We start from the raw sequence: 20,693 nt of genomic DNA on the forward strand, positions 1-20,693 counted from the left end.
CGGAACCGGTTGCCCAATTCCGCCCCTGCCCGCATATCCTGATCTTTTGCCTTAGCCGAGGATCGTGCCCGGCTCGACCTTCACGCCCGGCCCCATGGTCGAGGACACCGCGACGCGCTGGATGTAGGTGCCCTTGGAGCCTGCCGGCTTCGCCTTGGCGACGGCATCGGCCAGCGCCTTGACGTTCTCGACCAGCTTCTCCTCGGAGAACGAGGCCTTGCCGACGCCGGCCTGCACGATGCCGGCCTTCTCGACGCGGAACTCGACCGAACCGCCCTTGGCGCCCTTCACTGCGTTGGTGACGTCCATGGTCACGGTGCCGATCTTCGGATTCGGCATCAGGCCGCGCGGGCCGAGCACCTTACCGAGACGGCCGACCAGCGGCATCATGTCGGGAGTCGCAATACAGCGGTCGAAGTCGATCGAGCCATTCTGCACCTTCTCGACCAGGTCCTCGGCGCCGACGACGTCGGCACCGGCGGCCTTGGCTTCGTCCGCCTTGGCGCCGCGCGCGAACACGCCGACGCGCAGGGTGCGGCCGGTGCCGTTCGGCAGGTTCACGACGCCACGGACCATCTGGTCGGCGTGACGGGGATCGACACCGAGATTGATCGCGATTTCGATCGTCTCGTCGAACTTCGACTTGGCGCGCTCCTTGACCATCTTGATGGCGTCCGCGAGCGGATAGAGCTTCTCGCGATCAACTCCCTCGCGGGCCTTCTTCAAACGCTTTCCGATTGCCATGGCCGCTTACCCCGCAACTTCCAGACCCATCGAACGGGCTGAGCCCTCGACCATTTTCATGGCCGATTCAATGGTGTCGCAATTCAGGTCCTTCATCTTCTTCTCGGCGATCTCGCGCACCTGCGCCTTGGTCACCTTGCCGGCCTTGTCACGGCCCGGCGCCTTCGAGCCGGACTGGATTTTTGCTGCCTGCTTGAGGAAGTAGGACATCGGCGGCGTCTTCATCTCAAAGGTGAAGGAACGGTCCGCATAGATGGTGATGATCACCGGGATCGGGGTGTTCTTCTCTTCCTTCTGGGTCTGGGCGTTGAACGCCTTGCAGAACTCCATGATGTTGAGACCACGCTGACCAAGCGCGGGACCGATCGGGGGCGAAGGGTTCGCCGCACCGGCCGGGACCTGAAGCTTCAGGTATCCGGTCACTTTCTTTGCCATGTATCACTCCTGTTGTGCCGGCCCGAAGACCAGCGGTTTCAGGTTCGTGGTCGGGATCAGGTGCGGCTGGCGACCGCCCCTCTCCTCCCACGGCCTCATTTCGCGCGAAGCCACCGGCCTCACGCGTACCCGGTCAGACCTTCTCGACCTGACCGAATTCCAGCTCGACGGGCGTTGCGCGGCCGAAGATCGACACCGCGACCTTCACGCGCGAGCGCGCCTCGTCGATTTCCTCGACAACACCGGAGAACGATGCAAACGGGCCATCGGCCACGCGCACGTTCTCGCCGATCTCGAACGACACCGACGCCTTCGGCCGCTCCACGCCCTCCTGCACCTGGTGCAGGATGCGCATCGCCTCGGCTTCCGAGATCGGCATCGGCTTGTTTTCCGCGCCGAGGAAGCCCGTGACCTTCGGGGTGTTCTTGATCAGATGAAACGCCTCGTCGGTCAGCTTCATCTTCACCAGCACGTAGCCCGGGAAGAACTTGCGCTCGGCGTCGATCTTGCGGCCGCGGCGTACCTCCGTGACCTTCTCGGTCGGGACCAGCACCTGCTCGAAGAGCTCCTCGAGGCCGCGCTGCTTGGCCTGCTCGCGGATCGACTCGGCGACCTTCTTCTCGAAGTTCGAGTACGCGTGGACGATGTACCAGCGCTTGTCGGACGATTGAGTTGCTGCGGCTGCTGTTGCCATCAGTGAATGCCCAAAAGAAGGGTGACGAGGTAACGGATGATCTGGTCGGCGGCGAAGAAGAAGATCGACGCCAGGGCAACCATGACGAACACCATGATCGTGGTGATCGTCGTCTCGCGACGGGTCGGCCAGGTGACCTTCGCGGTCTCCGAGCGCACTTCCTGCAAGAACTTGAACGGGCTGACTGCCATCGTTGATGTCCAACGTCCGTCGTGAGACGAGAAAGGATTTAAAGGGATCCGAACAGCCGCCGTCTGCCCAACCCTCTTCGCTTGAAGGATGAGCCGGAAACCGGGCTCGATTGTTCGGGGATTTCAAGGCCGCGCCGGAGATCCGCGTCTAACGGGCCGGCTGCAGGTGGCGGGTATCTACTGCGGATGGGGGCAAAGGTCAAGATATCGGCACGCCGCATCGGATCGGATCGCCACGGCTGCCTCCCGCAGACCCGATCCGGATCAAGGGCTTATCGGACTGGCATGAAGCGCGAGCCGAGCTTCGCCCTGCTTCTGACCCTGTTCTGGCTGTCGATATTAGCTGGCAGGAGTGGCAGGGCTCGAACCTGCGACCCCCGGTTTTGGAGACCGGTGCTCTACCAATTGAGCTACACTCCTACGGGACCTGCGTCGCCACGGGTCAGGCCGCTTTCAAGCACAAGGGGCGGCCGGTTTGCAAGGGAGAAGCGCAAGCGAGGCGCTTGTTCACACCGCGGCTTCCGGGTCACAGTTCATCCTGAACCAGAAGAAGAACCCGGAAGTGACCATGAGCGCTCAAACCGCCTCAAAGCCCCAAACCCCGACGCAGACCCCGCCTTTGCCTGAGGCCCGGCCCGAAACGTTGGGACTGTCGCGTCCCCGCCTGCAGGCGATGTCGGACGCCTTCAAGCGTGAGATTGACAAGGGAACCGTTCCCGGCGTGATCTTGCTGGTGGCGCGCCGCGGTCAGGTCGGCTGGTTCGAGGCGCTGGGCCGGCAGAGCCCGGCGGCTCCGGTGCCGATGGCTCATGATTCGATCTTCCGCATCTTCTCGATGACCAAACCGATCGTGTCGGTTGGCATCATGTCGCTGGTCGAGGACGGCCACGTCCTGCTCGGCGATCCGCTCGCCAAGTACATCCCTGAATTCGCCAACCCAAAAGTAGGCGCCGTCAGGGGTGGCAAGCTCGAACTGGTTCCGGCGTACCGTCCGATCACGGTCCAGGACCTGCTCCGCCACACCTCTGGCATCACCTACGAGCATCAGGGCGATGGCCCCGTGCACAAGCTCTATCAGGAGTCCCGCGTCCGCAGCCGCAAGATCACCAACGCCGAGCACGCCGCCCTGGTCGCGAGCTTCCCGCTGGTCTGCCAGCCCGGCGCGGAGTTCAACTACAGCCGCTCGACCGACATTCTTGGTCGCATCATCGAGGTCGTCAGCGGCAAGTCACTGGGCGCCTTCCTAAGCGAGCGCGTCCTCGGCCCCCTTCAGATGACCGAGACCGGCTTCTCGACCAGCGAGGCCAATGCCGCCCGCCTCGCCGAGCCCTTCCCCGCCGATCCCTGGACCGGCGACAAGATCGCCCTCTTCAACATGCTGGAGCGCCCTGTGATGGAATCCGGCGGCGGCGGTCTGGTCTCGACCACCATGGACTACGCCCGCTTCGCACTGATGCTGCGCAATGGCGGCACGCTCGACGGCGCGCGCATCATCGGCCGCAAGACGCTGGAACTGATGGCCTCTGATCACCTCGGTCCGAACGTGACGACCAACGGCACGCTGCTCGCCCCGGGCCACGGCTTCGGCCTTGGCTTTGCCGTACGCACCGAGCCCGGTATCGCGCCGTTCCCGGGCAGCGTCGGCCAATTCTTCTGGAGCGGGATCGCCGGCACCTTCTTCTGGATCGACCCGAAGGAGGATCTGGTCGCGGTGTTCATGAGCCAGGGTCCGGGACAGCGCGACTACACGCGAACCTTGGTGCGGAATCTGGTGTACGCGGCGGTGGATTGAGCTTCCGTGCCCCGGACGCGACGCAGCGTGAAACGCTGCGGCGCAGAGCCGGGGCCCATGCCTTCATGGACTCCTGGGTCCCGGCTCAGCGTCGCGTCATTTCATGCCGCGCCGCGTCCGGGACACGAGAGGTCTCAACTAATCGTCGCGCCGCCGTCGATCACCATGGTCTGGCCGGTCATGAAGTCGCCGGCCTTCGAACCGAGGAACACGGCGGCGCCCGCGATCTCATCGGGGATGCCGATGCGCAGGAGTGGCGAGCGCGAGGTCGAGGCCTTCAGGTTCTCCGGATTGTCCCACAGCGCCTTGGCGAAATCGGTCTTGATCAGGCCGGGCGCAATGCAGTTCACGCGGATATTGTGCTTGCCGTATTCGCAGGCGAGGTTCCGCGCGAGTTGCATGTCGGCGGCCTTCGAGATCGCGTAGGCGCCGAGAATGGTCGAGCCCTTGAGGCCGCCGATCGAAGAGATGATGATGACCGAGCCGTCCTTGCGCTCGATCATCTGCGGCACCACCATCGAGATCAGCCAGTTGTTGGCGACGATGTTGTTGTCGAGGATCTTGCGGAACTGATCGTCAGAGATGCCGGCGAGCGGGCCGTAGTACGGGTTCGAGGCGGCGTTGCAAACCAGCACGTCGATCTTGCCGAAGGCGCGGTTGCTCTCGTCGACGAGGTTTTGCAGATTTTCCTTCGAGGAGATGTTGGCCGCAATCGCGACCGCCGTGCCCTTGCCGAACCTGTCGTTGATCCCCTTTGCCACCTCCTCGCAGACGTCGGCCTTGCGCGAGGAGATCACGACCTTGGCGCCGTGCTCGGCCATGCGTTCGGCGATCGCAAGCCCGATGCCGCGCGTCGATCCCGTGATGACGGCGACTTTTCCCTTCATGTCGAACAAGGTCATGTTTCTCTCCCAGATTTGACGACGTTGATTTGATCGCAAGCTTGAGCCGCGGCCGCGCTCGGCGGCAACGGCTCACGCGAGCTTCTTGACTTCCGGCCCTGCCGGTTGATGCATCGCGTTGTGCCTGTCGTCCGCGATCCACGGCTGCTGGTTCACCATCGGCAAGCGCCAGACGGCGCGCTCTGGCGTCTCGAAAAGATCGAGCCGCGTCACCGAGCAGTTGTCGATGTCGAACGACAACCCCTTCTCCGGCTCGCCGCCGAGCGCGAGCCCCAGCGCGGCCTTGATCGTGCCGCCATGGGTGACCGCGATCACGTCCTGTCCCGCCTGCTCGCGGTTGATCCGCGCGATGGTGCGGCAGGTGCGGTTGTAGAGGTCCATGAAGCTTTCGCCGCCGGGCGCGGGCTCGTTGATGTCGGCAAACCAGCTCGAGCCCGCGGGACGGCTCGCGATGAACGCGGCGCGGTTCATACCTTGCCACTGCCCGAGATTCTGCTCGGCGAAGTCCGCTTCCCAGATCATGGTCGCGGGCTTTGGAAAGCCGGCCGCCCAGATCGCTTCCGCCGTCTGATGCGTGCGCATCAGATTGCTCGAATACCAGACCGCATTGCGCGGCAGGATTTTTGCGACCGCCTCGAATACCTCCAGGTCGCTGGTGTCGCAGGCGAGATCCTTCTGACCGTAGATGTTGCCGCCGTCATTGCGCACCGGCGCGTGACGGACCCACCACCACCGCGTCGTGACGACTTTTGGCTTGTCGGTATCGGACAATCGAAACCCTTCCATCCCGTTTGATGTCGCTGTACGTCAGGAGCGAACGCGTCTCAAGACTTCAGCGTGTTTGAAATCTTGTTTGAAATTCCGTCGCACGGCAAGCGTCGGGCGCGAACATGAGGAGAGAAACGTATGGGCCGTCTGCAAGGCAAATCCGTCATCATCACCGGTGCGGGCAGCGGCATCGGCCGTGCCGCCTCGCTGCTGTTCACGAAAGAAGGCGCAAGACTGATCGCTGTCGATCGCACCGAGGGCGTGAAGGAGACGGTCGAGGAGATCAAGCGCGCCGGCGGCACCGCAGAGGCCGTGATGGCCGACGCGGGTTCCGAGATGGACGTCATGGCCGTCATCGACAAGGCGGTGAAGACGCATGGTCGGCTCGACGTGATCTGGGCCAATGCCGGTGTCTCCGGCGGCCTCGTGCCGCTCGCCGAGCAGACGGTCGAGCATTGGCAGGAGGTGTTGCGCGTCAACCTGATCGGCCCCTTCCTCGCGGTGAAATACGCGATGCCGCACATGGTGCAGCAGCAATCGGGCGCGATCGTGCTGACGGCGTCGGTTGCGGGCCTCAAGGCTGGTGCCAGCGGCCATCCCTACGCCGCGAGCAAGGCCGGCGTGATCAGCCTTGTGCAGACCACGGCCTATTCGCTTTCCGGCACAGGCGTGCGCATCAACGCGGTGTGCCCCGGGCTGATCGAAACCGGCATGACCAAGCCGATCTTCGACCGCGCCAAGGAGCGTGGCACCGCCGACAAGATCGGCCAGCTCAATCCGCTCAAGCGCCCCGGACAACCGCACGAGCTCGCGGCAATGGGTTTATTCCTGGCGAGCGACGAGGCGTCTTATGTCAATGGTCAGGCGTTCCCGGTCGATGGCGGCCTCACCGCGTCGATGCCGTATACGGGCAAGCCGGTTTAGCTCTCTCGCCCCGGACGCAGCGCGGCGCGAGAGCAATGCGCTGCCGAGCCGGAACAATCCAGACCAGGCAAAATCGTAACGGTGATTTGCCCTTTTTTTCGAAAAACAACCCCATGCAAAGGGGGAATCGCGCCGTGAACCGGGCTCGAATTGCGCTGCGCTCCATCGGGGCGACCGATGGGGTGATTTGCCCAACGGGCGCCGCCGTTGGTATGGTTCGTGCACGCGGCAGAGCCGCCCCCTCCCTCCCAAGAACCCGACAATGCCAAGCCAAAGACCCGACCGCATCCGCAAACTGCTCGCCGACCTCGTTGCCTTCGATACCGTCAGCGATCGCTCGAACCTTGCCCTGATCGCCTACATCGAAAGCTATCTCGCATCACTCGGCATCAGTGGACAGCGAATCATCGACGAGACCGGGCAGAAGGCCTCGCTCTGGGTCACCATTGGCCCGAACGACCGTCCCGGCTTCGTGCTGTCGGGGCATACCGACGTCGTGCCCGTCGCGGGCCAGACATGGACCCACGATCCGTTCAAGCTGATCGAGCGCGACGGCCGCCTCTACGGACGCGGCACCACCGACATGAAAGGCTTTGTGGCGGTTTGCCTCGCCATGGTTCCGGACATGATCGAGGCCGTGCTGAAGACCCCAATTCACCTCGCGATCTCCTATGACGAGGAGATCGGCTGCGTCGGCGTGCGGCCGATGCTGCGTGAGGTCGCCAAGAAGCAGGTCAAGCCGCTCGGCTGCTTCGTCGGCGAGCCGACCGAGATGAAGGTCATCATCGGCCACAAGGGCAAGCACGGCGTGCGCGCGACCTTCAGGGGTCTCGCCCGCCACTCTTCGATCGCGCCCGACGGCGTCAACGCCATCGAATATGCGGCCGAGCTGATTACCGAGATCCGCCGCCGGGCCGTGCGGCTTGCGGCGAAGAGATCACAGGACGGCCTCTACGACGTCCCGCACTCCACCCTGCTGACCAGCATCGTGCATGGCGGCGCCGCACTCAACATCGTGCCGGATACCTGCACGGTCGAGTTCGAATGCCGCGGGATCGGGATCACCGAGTCGCGAGAGGTGACGGACGCTATCGTCGCCTGGGCCAAGGCCGAGATCGAGCCCGCAATGAAGAAGCGCCACCCCGATTGCCGCATCACCTTCGAGGAGATCCTCGACTATCCCGCGCTCGACACCCGGGCCGACCACGCGATCGTCACGCTCGCCAAAAAGCTTGCCGGCCGCAACGACCACGCCAAGGTCGCCTTCGGTACCGAAGCGAGCCTGTTTGCCAGCATGGCCGATATCCCGTCGGTCGTGATCGGTCCCGGCGCAATCGCGCAGGCCCACACGCCGGACGAGTTCGTGGAGATGTCGGAACTGGAGAAGTGCGGTGACTTCGTGGCAAAGCTGATCGCGCATTGCGCGAACAGCTGACACGCAGGGTGGGTTGCTCAGATTTCTATATACTCCTGATGCGGATCCGCTGGAGAAGTTCGCGCCGAGCGGACCATTTGGCATTTTGGTGCAAGCCATTTTTGGTGCAAGCCATAGTCGGCACTGCTCACACACAAAAGGCGCGGTCATCGGCCGCGCCTTCGTCTCGTTCACACCGCGCCCGCCTTCTGCGCGTACTCCCATGATGCCTTCGACAGCGGCACGGTGCGCTTGGCGGATTCGAGCGCCTTGGCGTTGGCCGCGGTGCCGTCGCGGATCCGGCCCGCGATTCCTTGCGTGATGCCGGCGAGACGGAAGAGGTTGTAGGAGAAGTACCAGTTGAGATCGGGCACGCTCATCCCGGTCGCGTTGCAGTAGATCTGCGCCGCCTCTTCGAGGCTCGGGATGTTCAGCGCCTTGAGGTCGGCGCCTTCCAGCCCCGGCATGATCCACTGCATCAACAGATAAGTGAAGTCGGCCATGGGATCGCCGAGCGTGGACAGCTCCCAATCCAGCACGGCCTGCACGCGCGGTTCCGTCGCGTGGAAAATCATGTTGTCGAGCCGGTAGTCACCATGGACGATCGAGACGCGCGCCTGCTCCGGCACGGTGCGCGGCAGCCATTCGGCAACCTTCTCGAACTCGGGAATGTGCTGCGTCTCCGATGCCCGATACTGCTTGGTCCAGCGGTCGATCTGCCGCGCAAAATAATTGCCGGGCTTGCCGAAATCGCCAAGGCCGATCGCGGCGGGATCGAACATGTGGAGTTTCGCCAGCGTCTCGATCTTGCTGATGAAGATTTGTCGGCGCGCCTCGCCCGTCTGGCTCGGCAGCGTCGGATCCCAGAACACCCGACCCTCCTCCATCGACATGATATAGAAGGCAGCGCCGATGACGCTGTCGTCCTGGCAAAGCGCATAGGCTTTCGCAACCGGAAAGCCCTGCTTCCCGAGCGCTGCGATCACGCGATATTCGCGATCGACCGCATGCGCCGACGGCAGCAATTTGCCGAACGGTTTTCGTCGCATCACGTAGGAACGGCCCGGCGTGTCGAGCCGGTAGGTCGGATTGGACTGGCCGCCCTTGAATTGCAGGACGACCAGCGGGCCCTGATAGCCTTCGACGTTCTCGCGCATCCAGTTCTCGAGCCGCAGCTCGTCGAAGCGATGCCGCTCCTCGACGGGCTTGGTGCCCGAGAACTCCTCGTCTTTCCTGACGCCGTCAGCCACGATAACGCTCCCTCTCTTTTTAGTGAGCATGATCCTTATCGGAAAACCGGTGTCCACTTTTCCGGGACCAAGCTCCATTTTTTCGGGAGCGCCATCAGGCCCTCCCTTTTAGTGTTTGGGAGAGTTTGCATACTTCCGGATTTCAAGTCTGGCAATGGCGCGATTGTGCACCTCGTCCGGACCATCGGCGAGACGGAGCGTGCGGATGCCCGCATAGTCCTTGGCAAGACCAGCTTCGTCGGAGACGCCGGCGCCACCGAAGGCCTGGATCGCCTGGTCGATGATCCTCAGCGCCATGTTGGGGGCTGCGACCTTGATCATGGCGATCTCGAGCTGCGCGGTCTTGTTGCCGACCTTGTCCATCATGTCGGCAGCCTTCAGGCACAGCAGGCGGTTCATCTCGATGTCGGTGCGAGCCTCGCCGATGCGCTGCTCCCACACCGAATGCTCGACGATCTTCTTGCCGAACGCGGTGCGCGACATCAGACGCTTCACCATCTTCTCCAGTGCTTCCTCGGCCTTGCCGATGGTGCGCATGCAGTGATGGATGCGGCCGGGACCAAGACGGCCCTGCGCGATCTCGAAGCCGCGGCCTTCGCCGAGCAGGAGATTCGATGCGGGAACGCGAACGTTCTCCAAGAGCACCTGCGCGTGGCCATGCGGCGCATCGTCGAAGCCGAACACCGGCAGCATCTTCTCGACCTTGATGCCGGGCGTGTCGAGCGGCACAAGGATCTGCGACTGCTGCTGGTGCTTGGCGGCGTTGAAATCGGTCTTGCCCATCAGGATCGCGATCTTGCAGCGGGGGTCGCCGACTCCGGACGACCACCATTTGCGGCCGTTGATGACGTAATGATCGCCGTCGCGCTCGATGCGGGTCTCGATGTTGGTGGCATCGGACGAAGCCACCGCCGGCTCCGTCATCAGGAAAGCGGAGCGGATCTCGCCGTCCATCAGCGGACGCAGCCATTTGCGCTTCTGCTCCTTGGTGCCGTAGCGGAACAAGACTTCCATGTTGCCGGTGTCGGGCGCTGAGCAATTGAAGACTTCCGAGGCCCAGGAGATACGCCCCATCTGCTCCGAGAGCAGCGCGTATTCGAGATTGCTCAATCCCGCGCCGTGGAATTCGTCGTCGTCATGCTCCTTGGACGGCGGCAAGAACATGTTCCAGAGGCCCTCGGCCTTGGCCTTCTTCTTCAGATCCTCCAGCACCGGAATGACTTTCCAGCGCTCGCCGCTGTGATCCTGCTGATTATAGATGGGAACAGCGGGGCGCACGTGCTTGGTCATGAAGGACTGCACCCGTTCGAGCCATTCCTTCTGCTTGGGGGACATGTCGAAATCCATGGGACGCTCCTCGTCTCTCTCTCTCTCTCTCTTTGATCAATCTTTTGTGCCGGACTGTCCTCCCGCCTCGCGCGGCCTGCAAGCCGCGACAGCGGGGCTTGCGAACCGTTCGGGAACCCGGCGTCGCAGCTGCGAACGGGTCCCGATTGCGGATTGACTTTTCCCGGCCTTCAAACGATAGTTTCATACAAATGTTTGAATTGCAACTCCGTCCTTGAGGCCATCATGGCCAGCGATCAGACCAGATCTGCCATTCTCGCCGCCGCCGAGCGGCTCTACGCCGATCGCGGTTTTGGCGACGTGACGCTGCGCGACATCGTCGCCGAGGCCAACGTCAACCTTGCGGCCGTGAATTATCATTTCGGCTCGAAGGACGAATTGATCGCCGAGCTGTTCGTGACGCGGAGCATCGCACTCAACCGCGAGCGCCTGGCGGAGCTCAAGGCTGCGGAAGAACAAGGCGGCGGCCGCGCGCCGATTGACGTGATCCTGCGCGCCCTCGTCGGCCCGACCCTGCGCGGCTGCCTTGGCCCTGCGAACCAGCGTTCCACCGCGGCGCGCTTCATGATCCGGGCCTCCATCGAATCCGTGCCGCCGATCCGCCGCATCAAGAATCGCGAGATCGACCACTTGCGGAAATTCGCCGCCGCGATGCGCCGCGCGCTGCCCGACCGCAGCGACGAGGAGATCTATTGGGGCCTGCACTTCGCGCTCGCCATGGCGCACCACACCATCCGCGAGAGCGAACGGCTGACCAAGCTGTCGGACGGGCAATGTGACCTCGACGACGTCGACGATATCATCGAGCGCGTGGTGGGGATGGCGGTGATGGGGCTGTCCGCCGGCAAGGCGGAGGGCAAGAGGCCGGCGAAGGTCGCCGCGCGCTGAACCCCCGTCACATCATTGCGATGCAATCAATCTCGACATCGAACGGGCCGAACCATTCGGGCGTGCAGACGAAGATCCGCGCCGGCGGATCGTTGGGGAAGTAGCGCGCATAGACCGCGGACGCGGCGAAGTGCTTGGTCGAGATGCAATAGACGTTGCACTTCATGACGTTGTCGAGGCTGGCGCCCGCGGCCTCCAGGCAAAGCTTCATCTGCTCCATGATGATCTCGCTCTGCCGCTCGATCGGCGCGGATGCGATCTCGCCGGTGTCAGGATCGAATGGCGGCAGGCCGGCGACGAAGATCATGTTGCCGGCGCGCGTCGCCGGCGACGTCGGCGCCTTCCAGCGGTCGAGGAAGGTCGAGATGGGTTCGACGCGCAGCGCTTCGCGTTCCACGAGACACCTCGAGTGTAAACGTAACGGCGGCAGCCTACCTCATCTCAAGGCTACGACGTTTCGCTAAAGATCGAAGTGTGCTCGCGAGAGCCCTGCTGGTTACATCCTCTGCGGCATCTCCTCGGCCTCTTCCTTCGCCAGCAACAGCAGCATCTCGATGCCCATGTCGCCCTCCTGCGGCGAGCGGATGAACTTGATTTCGTCGGCCGCCTTTTGCAGCGCCGCGACGATCGCGACAGCCTGGTTGGCCGTCGCCGCCTCGGTCGCCAGAACCGCTTTTTGGTTCCGTACTTGATACCCGATCGTGTAGGACATTTTCGTTCCCTCCCTGCCGAACTCTAGTTTCGTCAGATGATGAGATCGAATACGAGTCCGGATTGCGACGAAAGCCGGGGCAACTACGGATGATCTGTGGACAAGGGAACACCGCCCATCGCCCCACTCGCTGTCACTCACCGGCCTCGGCCGGAATGTTCCCCGCACCGGCGTAGCTGGCTGCCATTGGCGAATTCGCCGGTGAAGTGCGCCAGGAGTTCCGACGCTGGTTCGGAGGCTGGCGCGCCACCTCCGCGAGGCGGCAAAGTGCGTGTGGCGGGAGCAGCGGGGCTGGCGGCGGGCGAGCCCGAGCATGGCGCGCGTCTCGTCCGAGCTCGCGACCGTCGCATCAAGGACAGCGGTCGAAGGCCGCGTATGACACCCGCTGCCACAGCAAGGGGAGAGCATAAGATGAAGCTAAATCGCGCCCTGCTTCTTCAACGTCTCGATCTTCTGCGCATCATAGCCGAGCTGTCCGCCGAGCACCTCCTGGGTGTGCTCCCCAAGCAGCGGCGGCGCGCGATAGTCGGTCACAGGCGTTTCCGAGAACGTCAGCGGGTTCCGGATCAGAGACAATTCGGGCTCGAACTTGTGGTTGACCTTCACCCGCATGCCGCGCTGCTGGACGTGCGGATCGCTGAACACTTGCTCGAAATTGTTGATCGGACCTGACGGCACGCCGGCCTCCTCCAGCTTTTCCAGCCAGTAGGCCACCGGCTTCTTCAGGAACAGGCCGGCGAAGATCGCCATGATCTCCTTGCCGTGCACGACGCGGTCGTTGTTCTTGATGAAGCGCTTGTCGCTCGCAAGCTCGGGCTCGCCGAGCACGGTGCAGGTGCGCTGGAACTGGCCGTCATTGCCGACCACCAGCATCAGTTCGCCATCGGTGCAGCGGAACACGCCGGCCGGCATGCCGCCATTGCCCCAGGTGCCGCGGCGCGGCGGTGTCTTGCCGTTGACGAGGTAGATCTGTAGCCAGTGCGACAACGATGCGATGACGGTATCGAACAGGCAGACGTCGATGTGCTGTCCTTCTCCGCCATTGGCGTCGCGATGGTAGAGTGCCGAGAGAATCCCGATCGAGGTGTTCATGCCGGTCATGTAGTCGACGATCGACGGGCCGACCTTCATCGGGCCCTCGCCAGGCTCGCCGTCGATATGCCCGGTGACGCTCATCAGGCCGCCCATCGCCTGCAGAATGGCGTCATAGCCGGCGCGCGGCGCGTACGGACCGGTCTGGCCAAAGCCGGTCACCGAGCAATAGATGATGCCGGGGTTGATCGCCTTGATCGTCTGGTAGTCAAGCCCGTAGCGCTTGAGATCGCCGACCTTGTAGTTCTCCATGAAGACGTCGACGTGCTTCGCAAGCTGCCGGATGATCTCCTGCCCTTCGGGCTTGGCGATGTTGACGGTGACCGACTTCTTGTTGCGGTTGGCGCAGAGGTAGAACGAGTTGTTGTTGTTCTCCTTGCCGTCGGGGTCGGTGAGGTAAGGTGGGCCGAAGGCGCGCGCGTCGTCGCCCGTTCCCGGCCGCTCGATCTTGATCACCTCCGCGCCGAGGTCGCCGAGCATCTGGGCCGACAACGGCCCGGCGAGCACGCGCGTGAGGTCAAGGATCTTGATGCCTGAGAGCGGCAGGGCCGACATAAGGTTTCCTCCGGGAACTGGTATTGGCGCGGCGGCCAAAGCCGCGGCGCGCCTCTGCCGATACACTATTTTGGACCTGCGAGCCTTGCACTGGCGGCATGCCGCTATCCGCCGGCCGCTCGTGGATTCGACGTCACGCCGCTGCGGCTGTCGCGGCCCGCGGGCGGCGGCGGCCAAGTGCAATCAGAATCAAAACCGTTGCGCATGAGCAAAGCATGGTCAGACCGAGCAGGCCGCGGCTGCCGAAATGCACCAGCAGGGCTGCGAGAACCGGCGGCGAGACGGCTGCGGCGAGATTGACCGGCAGCGCGATCATCGACATCGCCCTGGCGAATTCGGTCTGGTCGTAGAAGACGAGCGGGATCGTCGCCCGCGCCACCGCCATCGCGCCGCTGCCGAGGCCATAGAGCAGGATGAACAGCGCAACGACCCAATATGCGCCGTTGCCCGCCATCAAGAGCAGCATGGCAAGCGGCAGCGCAGTGCCCGCGACCAGCCCGGTCGTGATCCCGTCCCAGCGTCCGCCGCCGAGGAAATCGATGCCGCGCGCGCTGACCTGGATGACGCCCAGCATGGAGCCGAAGCCGACCGCTTCTGCCGGCGACAACCCCTCGGCCTTCAGGAGCTCGATGAAGACGGCACTCAAGCCGAAGTTCACGAAGGCGTTGAGCGCGACCGCGGACATCACGAGGCGGAAGGTGCTCCTGCGGACTTGAGACGCCGGCACGTCCCGCACCTTCGCGGCGGCTTCCTCACTCGCCTTGCGCCGGCGCGGTGCACCGAAGGCCAGGAGCGGCAGGCAGACGACGATCATCATGGCCGCGTAGATCAGACACGTTCCGCGCCAGCCGGCGAGGCTGCTCAAGAACGACGTCGCCGGCCAGAAGATGCTGTTGGAAAGGCCGGTCACCAGCATGAGCGCGCCGATCGCGCTCTTCGCGCGCTGTCCGGCGGCCTCGTTCAGCATGATGTAGGCACCGGTCGAGAGCGTGGCGCTGCCGGCCACACCGAGGACGATCCAGGCCGCGAAATAAAGCATCGGCTCCTGCGCGAAGGACAGCAGCACAAAGCCCGGCGCGGTCACGACCGTGCCCGCCATCATCACACGGCGCGCGCCATGACGTGTGAAGGACTTTGCGAGCCAGGGCGCGCACAGCCCCATGGCGACGTACAGAACCGACGTACCCGCGAATACCGCCGGAAGGCTCATATTGAGATCGGCTGCGAGATCGCGGCCGACGATGGCGGGAAGCCCGATCGTCCCCCATCCGAGGAGTTGGGTGACGGCGAGCACCGCCATGACGCCGATCAGCTTCGTATCGAATTTCAAGTGACGCATTCCGCCCCAGCCCGGACCCGATCGATCCGGCCATTCCCGGATACACCGTCTCCAATCGGCGCTGCACTGCGAACGCGGCATGACGCTACCCTCACAATGGCATTGACATGACGACGACGGGCCATCGGCGCGCGATTTGACAGCTCCACGCGTCGCGGGCAACTCTTGCTCGTTTCGAGAATCACTGATGTCTCACGCCGAGTATGGTCCCAAACAGCTCCCAGTCCTCACGAGACTGGCGATAGCGCTGCGCCGGATTCCGGTGGTCGAATTTGCGTACGCGAAATTCAAGTCGCTGCTGCGCGGTCGAACGAATGACGAACCGGCTGTCAGCGAGTTTCAGGCACCGGCTGCGGACGTCACGAGGGACGATGTTGCGCGCGGTGCGGTCGAGGCGGACACGGTTGAACCCGACACCGTGCAGGCGGCTCGCGATGGAACCGGTGCCGCTGCGGCCGAGCCGGTCGAACCTGACACTGTCGAAGACGAGGAGACGGAGGCTGCCGCGACGGACGTCGCCGAAACCACGACCGCGGAGACTGGAGCTGCCGAGATCGATGCAGATGAGCCGGTCACGACACGCGTATGCGATGTTGTTCCCCCGGCAATGGCCTCCGACGATCTCTCCCGGCCTGAGACTGAGACAACTGAAAGCGATGATCTTCCGGTTGAGACTGAGATAGCTGAAATCGAGTCTGCTCAGACGCCTCTCGTCACAATCGAAAGCGCCGAGGACGGCGCGGCACAGGCCGAGACAATCGAAACCGTCGCGCTTGGCGCCGACGACGTTACGGCTCACGTCGCACCGCTCGAGGATTCATCCGAGGCTGTTGTTGCCGAGACTGATACTCTCCCGCCCGGGTCCGCCGAGACGGCCATGATCGAGGTCGATGCGATTGCGATTGAGACGGCGCCTTTTGAAATCAAGACCGAGAGCGAGGCCGGCCAGCCCGATGCGATTGAGCCCGAGGCAGTCGAGGCGGCCCCCGCTCTGATCGAAACTTTCGAGAGCGATGAGGTTAATCCCGATGCCGCGGAAACCTTCGCAGCCACTGCTGTCGAAACCGACGTGGTGGAGCTCGACCTCGTCGAGGCCGACACCGTCGAAATGGCCCCGGTCGAGACGGTCACGGTCAACGCCGACATAGCCCCGGCCGCCGTCACGAAATCCGACGACCTCTGCGATCGCGAGACACTCATTCGCCGGCGCTGGAAGGAGACCGGGATCAGGATGTGGAATCCCAGGATGCATGGCGCCGGGCACTCCGTGCTGTGCATTCAGGGTCGCATCGCCCTGCTGCCGCCGAAGCCCGGCGAGAGCATGCCCGGCTACGACAGGCTCGAGTTCAAGCTGATCGACGGCCTCATCGTCTGCGAAGGGTTTGTCGTCGACCCGCCGGAGCCGCAGAAACAACGCCCATTTGCAGGACCCCCGATCGGCTGAGATCGCCAACAGGCGCCGGATCGTGCCGCCTAGGTTCAAACGCCGGAACCGGTCGTCCGTTGACGCATATTGGCGAAACCGATTTCACGGCGGTGTTGCCTCGCGGAACAGCGGAACCTCCCCTGCTCGCAACCGCCAAAATGGGAAACCAAATCCTACGCAAGCCGTTGGCCAGCAGGTGTCACTTCCCGAGGAGGTACATCATGAAGCGAATTATCCTGGCACTCGCCGCGTTGTTGACGCTGACCGCGGGAGCGGTGGCGCCAGCAAGAGCCTTGGAGTTCGACGTGGGTCCGGGCGGGGTCTATGTGGGTCCGCACCGCCACGATTACTACGGGGCCTACAATGAGTACTACAGAAACTGCCGGGTCGTCGTTGACCATCGGATCAACCGCTTTGGCGAGGACGTGATCGTCCGCAGGCGCATCTGCGACTAACTGCCAAACGACCTAACTGCTGCCGGCCTGACGTCACGACGCCAGGTCGGCTTTTTTCTTGAGCCGGCGCCTCACTCCGGCGGATTGAATGTGCGCACGAAATACACCGGCTCCTTGCCCTTCTTCAGGCGATAGAGCTGCGCCGGCCGGTTCGGACCGCGCCGCATCTTGGCGATCGGCTCGATCATGTCGGCGGAGAGGATCCGCGTACGGAAGGCGCTCTTTTCCAGCGGACGATCGAGCACGATCTCGTAGACCCGCTGAAGATCGGGCAGCGTGAATTCCGCCGGCATCAGATAGGCCGGCAGCGAAGTGTATTCGACCTTGTTGCGCAGGCGCTCGACGGCAGCCGTGAGGATCTCGCCGTGGTCGAAGGCGAGCTTCGGCTTGATCTTGCCGGCCGAGACTGGAAACCACTGCGCGTCGGGTGCGAGTGCGGCCCGGCCCGCCTCTTCCGGCATCAGTGCGAAATAAGCGTGCGTCGCCGACCAACCACGCGGGTCGCGCACAGCGCTACCCCAGCTTCCGAGCTGCTCAAGATAGGGGCTGATCACACCGGTCTTCTCCTTCAGCTTGCGCACCGCGCAGGCCGCAAGATCGCGGTCCTTGGCGACATCGACGAAGCCGCCCGGCAGTGCCCAGGTCAGCGGGAACGGCTCGCCTGCGCCGGCTGGCCGCTGCACCAGGAGGACGTGGAGGTCCTCCTTCCGGATCGCAAAGATCACCACATCGACCGTGGCCAGCGGTCGCGGGAAATCCAACTGTCCCGAATTTTCACTGCCTTGGGCTTGATCTTTCGGCGCCATAGCGACCTCCCCGATTTGCGGCTTGACAGTAGCCCGCTTAGTTGTACAGTGCAACTTACTTAGTTGCCTAGACCAACTTATTCGGAGAAGACCATGTTTGGTGTCAGATTCATCAAAGCCCAGCCCACCACCTACCTCTTGAAGTATCGCGCCGGCGCAGTCGTCGCCGAGGGTGCAGGGCTCTCCGCCTTCTATTACGCACCGGTGACCTCGCTCGTGGCCGTGCCCATCGGCAGCCGCGATGCCTCGTTCATCTTCCAGCAGATCGCGCGCGACTTTCAGACCCTTACCGTCCAGGGTCACGTCACTTATCGCGTCAGCGAGCCGAAGAAGGCCGCCTCGATGCTCGACTTCACGCTGAAGTCCGACGGCAAGACCTATGAAACCGATGACCCGGAGAAGCTGCCACAGCGCATCCTCGGCACGGTCGAGGTGCTGGCCCAGCAGGCGGTGAAGGAGCTGACGCTGAAGGAAGCCTTGCAGGCCTCCGACCGTATCGCCGACATCATTGCGACCGGCCTGCGGGCCCGCGCCGACATCGCCTCGCTCGGCCTTGAAATCCTCGGCGTCTCCATCCGCGGCATCAAGCCGACGCCGGACACCGCGAAAGCGCTGGAGGCGGAAGCACGCGAAGCGATTCTGAAGAACGCGGACGAAGCGATCTTCGCCCGCCGCAACTTTGCAGTCGAGCAGGAGCGCGCCATCCGCGAGAGCGAGCTCGACACCGAGATCGCGGTCGAGCAGAAGAAGCGCTCGATCCGGGAGACGCAGATGGACGCGGAGGCCAGCGTCGCCGGCAAGCGCCACGAATTGCGCCAGGCCGGCATGGTGGCGGACATCGCCCTCGAAGGCAAGCGCAAGGATTTCGTCGAGCTCAACGCCGAGAACACCCGCACGCTCGCGGATGCCGAGGCCTATCGTGTCGGAGCGCTGATGAAGATTTTCGAGGGCGTCGACACACGTGTGATCCAGGCGCTCGCCGCTGCCGGCATGCAACCGGGCCAACTCATCGCGCAGGCCTTCACCGGCATTGCCGAGAAGGCCGAGAAGATCGGCCAGCTCAACGTCTCGCCGGACCTGCTCAGCCAGTTGATCGAGAAGCCCAAGATGGCGGAGGCCGCCAATGCCCGCCGGCAATGACCGCAAGATCGTGCTGGTGACGCGCAAGACCAGGCTGGAGGACCTGATCGCGCGTTACCTGACCGCGGCGCAGGCGCGCTTCTATGTCGAGCATCTCGGCGCCGACTTCTCCGACTATGAGCGCGAGCACGAGATCTATCGCGCGCAGCAGCACGTGATTGTGCAGGTGCTGGAGCCATGGGGCCGCTACCAGGTGATCGAGCGCAGCTTCTTGCCGAACTTCATCTTCGCGCCCTCCGACATCGTGGTCGCGCTCGGCCAGGACGGCGTCGTCGCCAACACCATGAAATATCTCGATGGCCACCCGCTGATCGGACTCAACCCGGACCCGTCGCGCTATGACGGCATCCTCCTGCCCTTCGCGCCGCGCGATCTCGCAAAGCTTCTGCCGGAGGTCGCCGCTGGGAAGCGCAACAGTCAGGCAGTAACGATGGCAGAGGCGCGGCTTTCCGACGGCCAAGTGCTTCATGCCGTGAACGACCTTTTCATCGGCGCGCGCACGCATGTCTCCGCGATCTACGAGATCGCAACCGGTGGGGCAACGGAGCGGCAGTCTTCGAGCGGACTGATCGTGTCGACGGGGCTCGGCTCGACCGCCTGGTTCAAGAGCATCGTCACCGGCTCGCTTGCGATCGCAGGCCGGTTTGGCCAGCCGCCGGCGTTTGCCAGCTACGACGCCCTGCCCTGGGACGCGCCCGAGCTGCGCTTCGCGGTGCGCGAGCCCTTTCCCAGCCGCAACTCGCAAGTGGGTCTCGTCTGCGGCCGCCTCACCTCCGCAGAACAATTGCGCATCCGCTCGCTGATGCCGGAAAACGGCGTCATCTTCAGCGACGGCATCGAGGCCGACCGGCTGGAGTTCAACGCCGGCGCCGAGGTGACGATCGGAATTGCGGCGCGACGGGGACGGCTGATCGTGTGATCTACCTCGCGATCCTCAGCGCCGATCTTGCCTCCACTGGCGTGGCGACGCGTCGGCCGTGGCGCGCGACCGCCTCGCAGGCAATGGCAACGAGCTCAGCGTTGCTTTTGGCCAGACGATTTTTGTCGATCCTGATGTTGTCCTCGAGCCCGGTGCGAACTGCATCGGCGCCCCGCGACAGCGCCCAGCCCATGACTTCGGCCTGATGACGCCCGATCCCAGCCGCGGTCCACGTCGACTTCGGCATCAGCCGCTTGAGCTCCGCCAGAAGAATATCGAGCACATGCTCGTCTGCCGGCATTGCGTTCTTGACGCCCATGACGAACTGCACGTGGGGATGCTCGTCGATCAGTCCCGCCTCGATCAGGCGGCGCGCGCCATGCAGGTGCGACAAATCGAAGATCTCGATTTCGGGACGGATGCCGCCCGCCTTCATGCCGGTGGCGAGATGCTCGACCAGGGCGGCGCTGTTCTCATAGACGATCGTCGGAAAGTTCACCGATCCGGTCGAAAGAGACGCCATGTCCGGCTTCAGATAGAGCGCCGAGCCGCGCGCCGACGGATCGCGGCCGCGCCCTCCGGTCGAGAACTGAACGATCATCCCCGGACAATGCTTCTTGATGCCCTCCTGCACCTCCGCGAAACGCTGCGGATCGGAGGATGGTGTTTCGTCGTCGTTGCGAACGTGAATATGCGCAAGGGTCGCGCCGGCCTCGAAAGCCGCGTGCGTCGATTCGATCTGCTCCGACGGCACGATCGGGACCGCGGGATTGTCCTTCTTGCGCGGAACGGAACCGGTGATCGCGACGGCAACAACAACGGGATTCATTTCTCAACTCCTTGGAAGCCAATATGCGGCTCGGCGATCGCCGGGAGCTCTGCCGCTGCTGGCCGGCTTGG

Annotated in this window: 22 protein-coding genes and 1 tRNA gene; 8 read left to right on the plus strand and 15 right to left on the minus strand. The window is 63.7% G+C overall.

The features are described from left to right. Window positions 1–51 precede the first annotated feature (51 nt). The 5 genes from rplA to QA640_RS27740 form a co-directional block, all read right to left on the minus strand. Window positions 52–744, minus strand: a complete 693-nt coding sequence (gene rplA, locus QA640_RS27720; RefSeq protein WP_283036054.1) for a 50S ribosomal protein L1 — start codon at window positions 742–744, stop codon at window positions 52–54. A 6-nt stretch (window positions 745–750) separates the two neighbouring features. Further along, window positions 751–1,179: a 50S ribosomal protein L11 gene (gene rplK / locus QA640_RS27725; RefSeq protein ID WP_011088164.1), complete on the minus strand. Its 429-nt coding sequence runs from the start codon at window positions 1,177–1,179 to the stop codon at window positions 751–753. Between the two features lie 133 nt (window positions 1,180–1,312). Further along, a complete protein-coding gene (nusG, locus tag QA640_RS27730; protein ID WP_283036055.1) occupies window positions 1,313–1,873 on the minus strand; it encodes a transcription termination/antitermination protein NusG in 561 nt (186 codons plus the stop codon). Next, complete coding sequence (gene secE / locus QA640_RS27735; protein ID WP_027520978.1) at window positions 1,873–2,064, minus strand: preprotein translocase subunit SecE; 192 nt, start codon at window positions 2,062–2,064, stop codon at window positions 1,873–1,875. The genes nusG and secE overlap by 1 nt, the downstream gene beginning before the upstream one ends. A gap of 344 nt (window positions 2,065–2,408) precedes the next feature. Next, window positions 2,409–2,484 (minus strand) — tRNA-Trp (locus QA640_RS27740). Window positions 2,485–2,632: 148 nt separating this feature from the next. Between QA640_RS27740 and QA640_RS27745 the strand changes: the two genes are divergently transcribed. Next, window positions 2,633–3,856 carry a serine hydrolase domain-containing protein gene (locus QA640_RS27745; protein WP_283036056.1) on the plus strand — a complete coding sequence of 408 codons (1,224 nt, stop codon included), beginning with the start codon at window positions 2,633–2,635 and terminating at the stop codon, window positions 3,854–3,856. 134 nt (window positions 3,857–3,990) lie between these two features. On the opposite strand, the gene QA640_RS27750 is transcribed toward QA640_RS27745, so the two are convergent. Further along, window positions 3,991–4,758 (minus strand): SDR family oxidoreductase, encoded by a 768-nt coding sequence (locus QA640_RS27750; RefSeq protein WP_283036057.1) that lies wholly within the window; start codon window positions 4,756–4,758, stop codon window positions 3,991–3,993. A 72-nt stretch (window positions 4,759–4,830) separates the two neighbouring features. After that, window positions 4,831–5,529, minus strand: a complete 699-nt coding sequence (locus QA640_RS27755; RefSeq protein WP_283036058.1) for a histidine phosphatase family protein — start codon at window positions 5,527–5,529, stop codon at window positions 4,831–4,833. A gap of 135 nt (window positions 5,530–5,664) precedes the next feature. Between QA640_RS27755 and QA640_RS27760 the strand changes: the two genes are divergently transcribed. Both QA640_RS27760 and argE read left to right on the plus strand, forming a co-directional pair. After that, on the plus strand, window positions 5,665–6,450 hold the full coding sequence (locus QA640_RS27760) for an SDR family oxidoreductase (RefSeq protein WP_283036059.1): 786 nt from the start codon (window positions 5,665–5,667) through the stop codon (window positions 6,448–6,450). Between the two features lie 262 nt (window positions 6,451–6,712). Further along, window positions 6,713–7,885, plus strand: a complete 1,173-nt coding sequence (argE, locus tag QA640_RS27765) for an acetylornithine deacetylase (protein ID WP_283036060.1) — start codon at window positions 6,713–6,715, stop codon at window positions 7,883–7,885. A gap of 170 nt (window positions 7,886–8,055) precedes the next feature. On the opposite strand, the gene QA640_RS27770 is transcribed toward argE, so the two are convergent. Together QA640_RS27770 and QA640_RS27775 are read right to left on the minus strand one after the other, a co-directional pair. Further along, a complete protein-coding gene (locus tag QA640_RS27770; protein ID WP_283036061.1) occupies window positions 8,056–9,114 on the minus strand; it encodes a phosphotransferase family protein in 1,059 nt (352 codons plus the stop codon). 108 nt (window positions 9,115–9,222) lie between these two features. Further along, the gene (locus QA640_RS27775; RefSeq protein ID WP_283036062.1) at window positions 9,223–10,461 is read right to left on the minus strand and encodes an acyl-CoA dehydrogenase family protein; all 1,239 of its coding nucleotides are present in this window, start codon (window positions 10,459–10,461) and stop codon (window positions 9,223–9,225) included. 225 nt (window positions 10,462–10,686) lie between these two features. Here QA640_RS27775 and QA640_RS27780 point away from each other — a divergent pair, with 225 nt between their 5' ends. After that, window positions 10,687–11,349, plus strand: coding sequence for a TetR/AcrR family transcriptional regulator (locus tag QA640_RS27780; protein WP_283036063.1), 663 nt, complete (start codon window positions 10,687–10,689; stop codon window positions 11,347–11,349). Between the two features lie 7 nt (window positions 11,350–11,356). Here the strand turns inward: QA640_RS27780 and QA640_RS27785 are convergent, their stop codons facing one another. From QA640_RS27785 to QA640_RS27800, 4 genes are all read right to left on the minus strand, one after another. Further along, entirely contained in the window at window positions 11,357–11,746 is a 390-nt protein-coding gene (locus QA640_RS27785; RefSeq protein ID WP_283036064.1) for a RidA family protein, read from the minus strand. A 99-nt stretch (window positions 11,747–11,845) separates the two neighbouring features. Next, on the minus strand, window positions 11,846–12,061 hold the full coding sequence (locus tag QA640_RS27790; RefSeq protein WP_283036065.1) for a hypothetical protein: 216 nt from the start codon (window positions 12,059–12,061) through the stop codon (window positions 11,846–11,848). 417 nt (window positions 12,062–12,478) lie between these two features. After that, window positions 12,479–13,708: a CaiB/BaiF CoA-transferase family protein gene (locus tag QA640_RS27795; protein WP_283036066.1), complete on the minus strand. Its 1,230-nt coding sequence runs from the start codon at window positions 13,706–13,708 to the stop codon at window positions 12,479–12,481. A gap of 133 nt (window positions 13,709–13,841) precedes the next feature. Further along, window positions 13,842–15,047, minus strand: a complete 1,206-nt coding sequence (locus QA640_RS27800; RefSeq protein ID WP_283036067.1) for an MFS transporter — start codon at window positions 15,045–15,047, stop codon at window positions 13,842–13,844. 187 nt (window positions 15,048–15,234) lie between these two features. Between QA640_RS27800 and QA640_RS27805 the strand changes: the two genes are divergently transcribed. Both QA640_RS27805 and QA640_RS27810 read left to right on the plus strand, forming a co-directional pair. After that, window positions 15,235–16,491, plus strand: a complete 1,257-nt coding sequence (locus QA640_RS27805; protein WP_283036068.1) for a hypothetical protein — start codon at window positions 15,235–15,237, stop codon at window positions 16,489–16,491. Window positions 16,492–16,694: 203 nt separating this feature from the next. Next, window positions 16,695–16,928, plus strand: coding sequence for a hypothetical protein (locus QA640_RS27810; protein ID WP_283036069.1), 234 nt, complete (start codon window positions 16,695–16,697; stop codon window positions 16,926–16,928). Window positions 16,929–16,999: 71 nt separating this feature from the next. On the opposite strand, the gene QA640_RS27815 is transcribed toward QA640_RS27810, so the two are convergent. After that, window positions 17,000–17,734, minus strand: coding sequence for an NUDIX domain-containing protein (locus tag QA640_RS27815; RefSeq protein WP_283036070.1), 735 nt, complete (start codon window positions 17,732–17,734; stop codon window positions 17,000–17,002). Between the two features lie 93 nt (window positions 17,735–17,827). Here QA640_RS27815 and QA640_RS27820 point away from each other — a divergent pair, with 93 nt between their 5' ends. Further along, on the plus strand, window positions 17,828–18,874 hold the full coding sequence (locus tag QA640_RS27820; RefSeq protein ID WP_283036071.1) for an SPFH domain-containing protein: 1,047 nt from the start codon (window positions 17,828–17,830) through the stop codon (window positions 18,872–18,874). Continuing rightward, on the plus strand, window positions 18,858–19,793 hold the full coding sequence (locus QA640_RS27825) for a sugar kinase (protein ID WP_283036072.1): 936 nt from the start codon (window positions 18,858–18,860) through the stop codon (window positions 19,791–19,793). Before QA640_RS27820 ends, QA640_RS27825 begins: the two co-directional genes overlap by 17 nt. A 1-nt stretch (window position 19,794) precedes the next feature. Here QA640_RS27825 and QA640_RS27830 read toward each other — a convergent pair whose 3' ends face one another. Then, complete coding sequence (locus QA640_RS27830; RefSeq protein WP_283036073.1) at window positions 19,795–20,622, minus strand: 3-keto-5-aminohexanoate cleavage protein; 828 nt, start codon at window positions 20,620–20,622, stop codon at window positions 19,795–19,797. Window positions 20,623–20,693: the final 71 nt, after the last annotated feature.

Source organism: Bradyrhizobium sp. CB82, from assembly GCF_029714405.1.
Lineage (GTDB): Bacteria > Pseudomonadota > Alphaproteobacteria > Rhizobiales > Xanthobacteraceae > Bradyrhizobium.

Coding starts and splice junctions, on each gene's coding strand:
- QA640_RS27820 (WP_283036071.1), top strand. CDS start 17,828: ATGTTTGGTGTCAGATTCATCAAAGCCCAGCCCACCACCTACCTCTTG.
- rplK (WP_011088164.1), bottom strand. CDS start 1,179: ATGGCAAAGAAAGTGACCGGATACCTGAAGCTTCAGGTCCCGGCCGGT.
- QA640_RS27800 (WP_283036067.1), bottom strand. CDS start 15,047: ATGCGTCACTTGAAATTCGATACGAAGCTGATCGGCGTCATGGCGGTG.
- rplA (WP_283036054.1), bottom strand. CDS start 744: ATGGCAATCGGAAAGCGTTTGAAGAAGGCCCGCGAGGGAGTTGATCGC.
- QA640_RS27815 (WP_283036070.1), bottom strand. CDS start 17,734: ATGGCGCCGAAAGATCAAGCCCAAGGCAGTGAAAATTCGGGACAGTTG.
- argE (WP_283036060.1), top strand. CDS start 6,713: ATGCCAAGCCAAAGACCCGACCGCATCCGCAAACTGCTCGCCGACCTC.
- QA640_RS27750 (WP_283036057.1), bottom strand. CDS start 4,758: ATGACCTTGTTCGACATGAAGGGAAAAGTCGCCGTCATCACGGGATCG.
- QA640_RS27810 (WP_283036069.1), top strand. CDS start 16,695: ATGAAGCGAATTATCCTGGCACTCGCCGCGTTGTTGACGCTGACCGCG.
- nusG (WP_283036055.1), bottom strand. CDS start 1,873: ATGGCAACAGCAGCCGCAGCAACTCAATCGTCCGACAAGCGCTGGTAC.
- QA640_RS27780 (WP_283036063.1), top strand. CDS start 10,687: ATGGCCAGCGATCAGACCAGATCTGCCATTCTCGCCGCCGCCGAGCGG.
- QA640_RS27795 (WP_283036066.1), bottom strand. CDS start 13,708: ATGTCGGCCCTGCCGCTCTCAGGCATCAAGATCCTTGACCTCACGCGC.
- QA640_RS27830 (WP_283036073.1), bottom strand. CDS start 20,622: ATGAATCCCGTTGTTGTTGCCGTCGCGATCACCGGTTCCGTTCCGCGC.
- QA640_RS27825 (WP_283036072.1), top strand. CDS start 18,858: ATGCCCGCCGGCAATGACCGCAAGATCGTGCTGGTGACGCGCAAGACC.
- QA640_RS27760 (WP_283036059.1), top strand. CDS start 5,665: ATGGGCCGTCTGCAAGGCAAATCCGTCATCATCACCGGTGCGGGCAGC.
- secE (WP_027520978.1), bottom strand. CDS start 2,064: ATGGCAGTCAGCCCGTTCAAGTTCTTGCAGGAAGTGCGCTCGGAGACC.
- QA640_RS27805 (WP_283036068.1), top strand. CDS start 15,235: ATGTCTCACGCCGAGTATGGTCCCAAACAGCTCCCAGTCCTCACGAGA.
- QA640_RS27775 (WP_283036062.1), bottom strand. CDS start 10,461: ATGGATTTCGACATGTCCCCCAAGCAGAAGGAATGGCTCGAACGGGTG.
- QA640_RS27790 (WP_283036065.1), bottom strand. CDS start 12,061: ATGTCCTACACGATCGGGTATCAAGTACGGAACCAAAAAGCGGTTCTG.
- QA640_RS27745 (WP_283036056.1), top strand. CDS start 2,633: ATGAGCGCTCAAACCGCCTCAAAGCCCCAAACCCCGACGCAGACCCCG.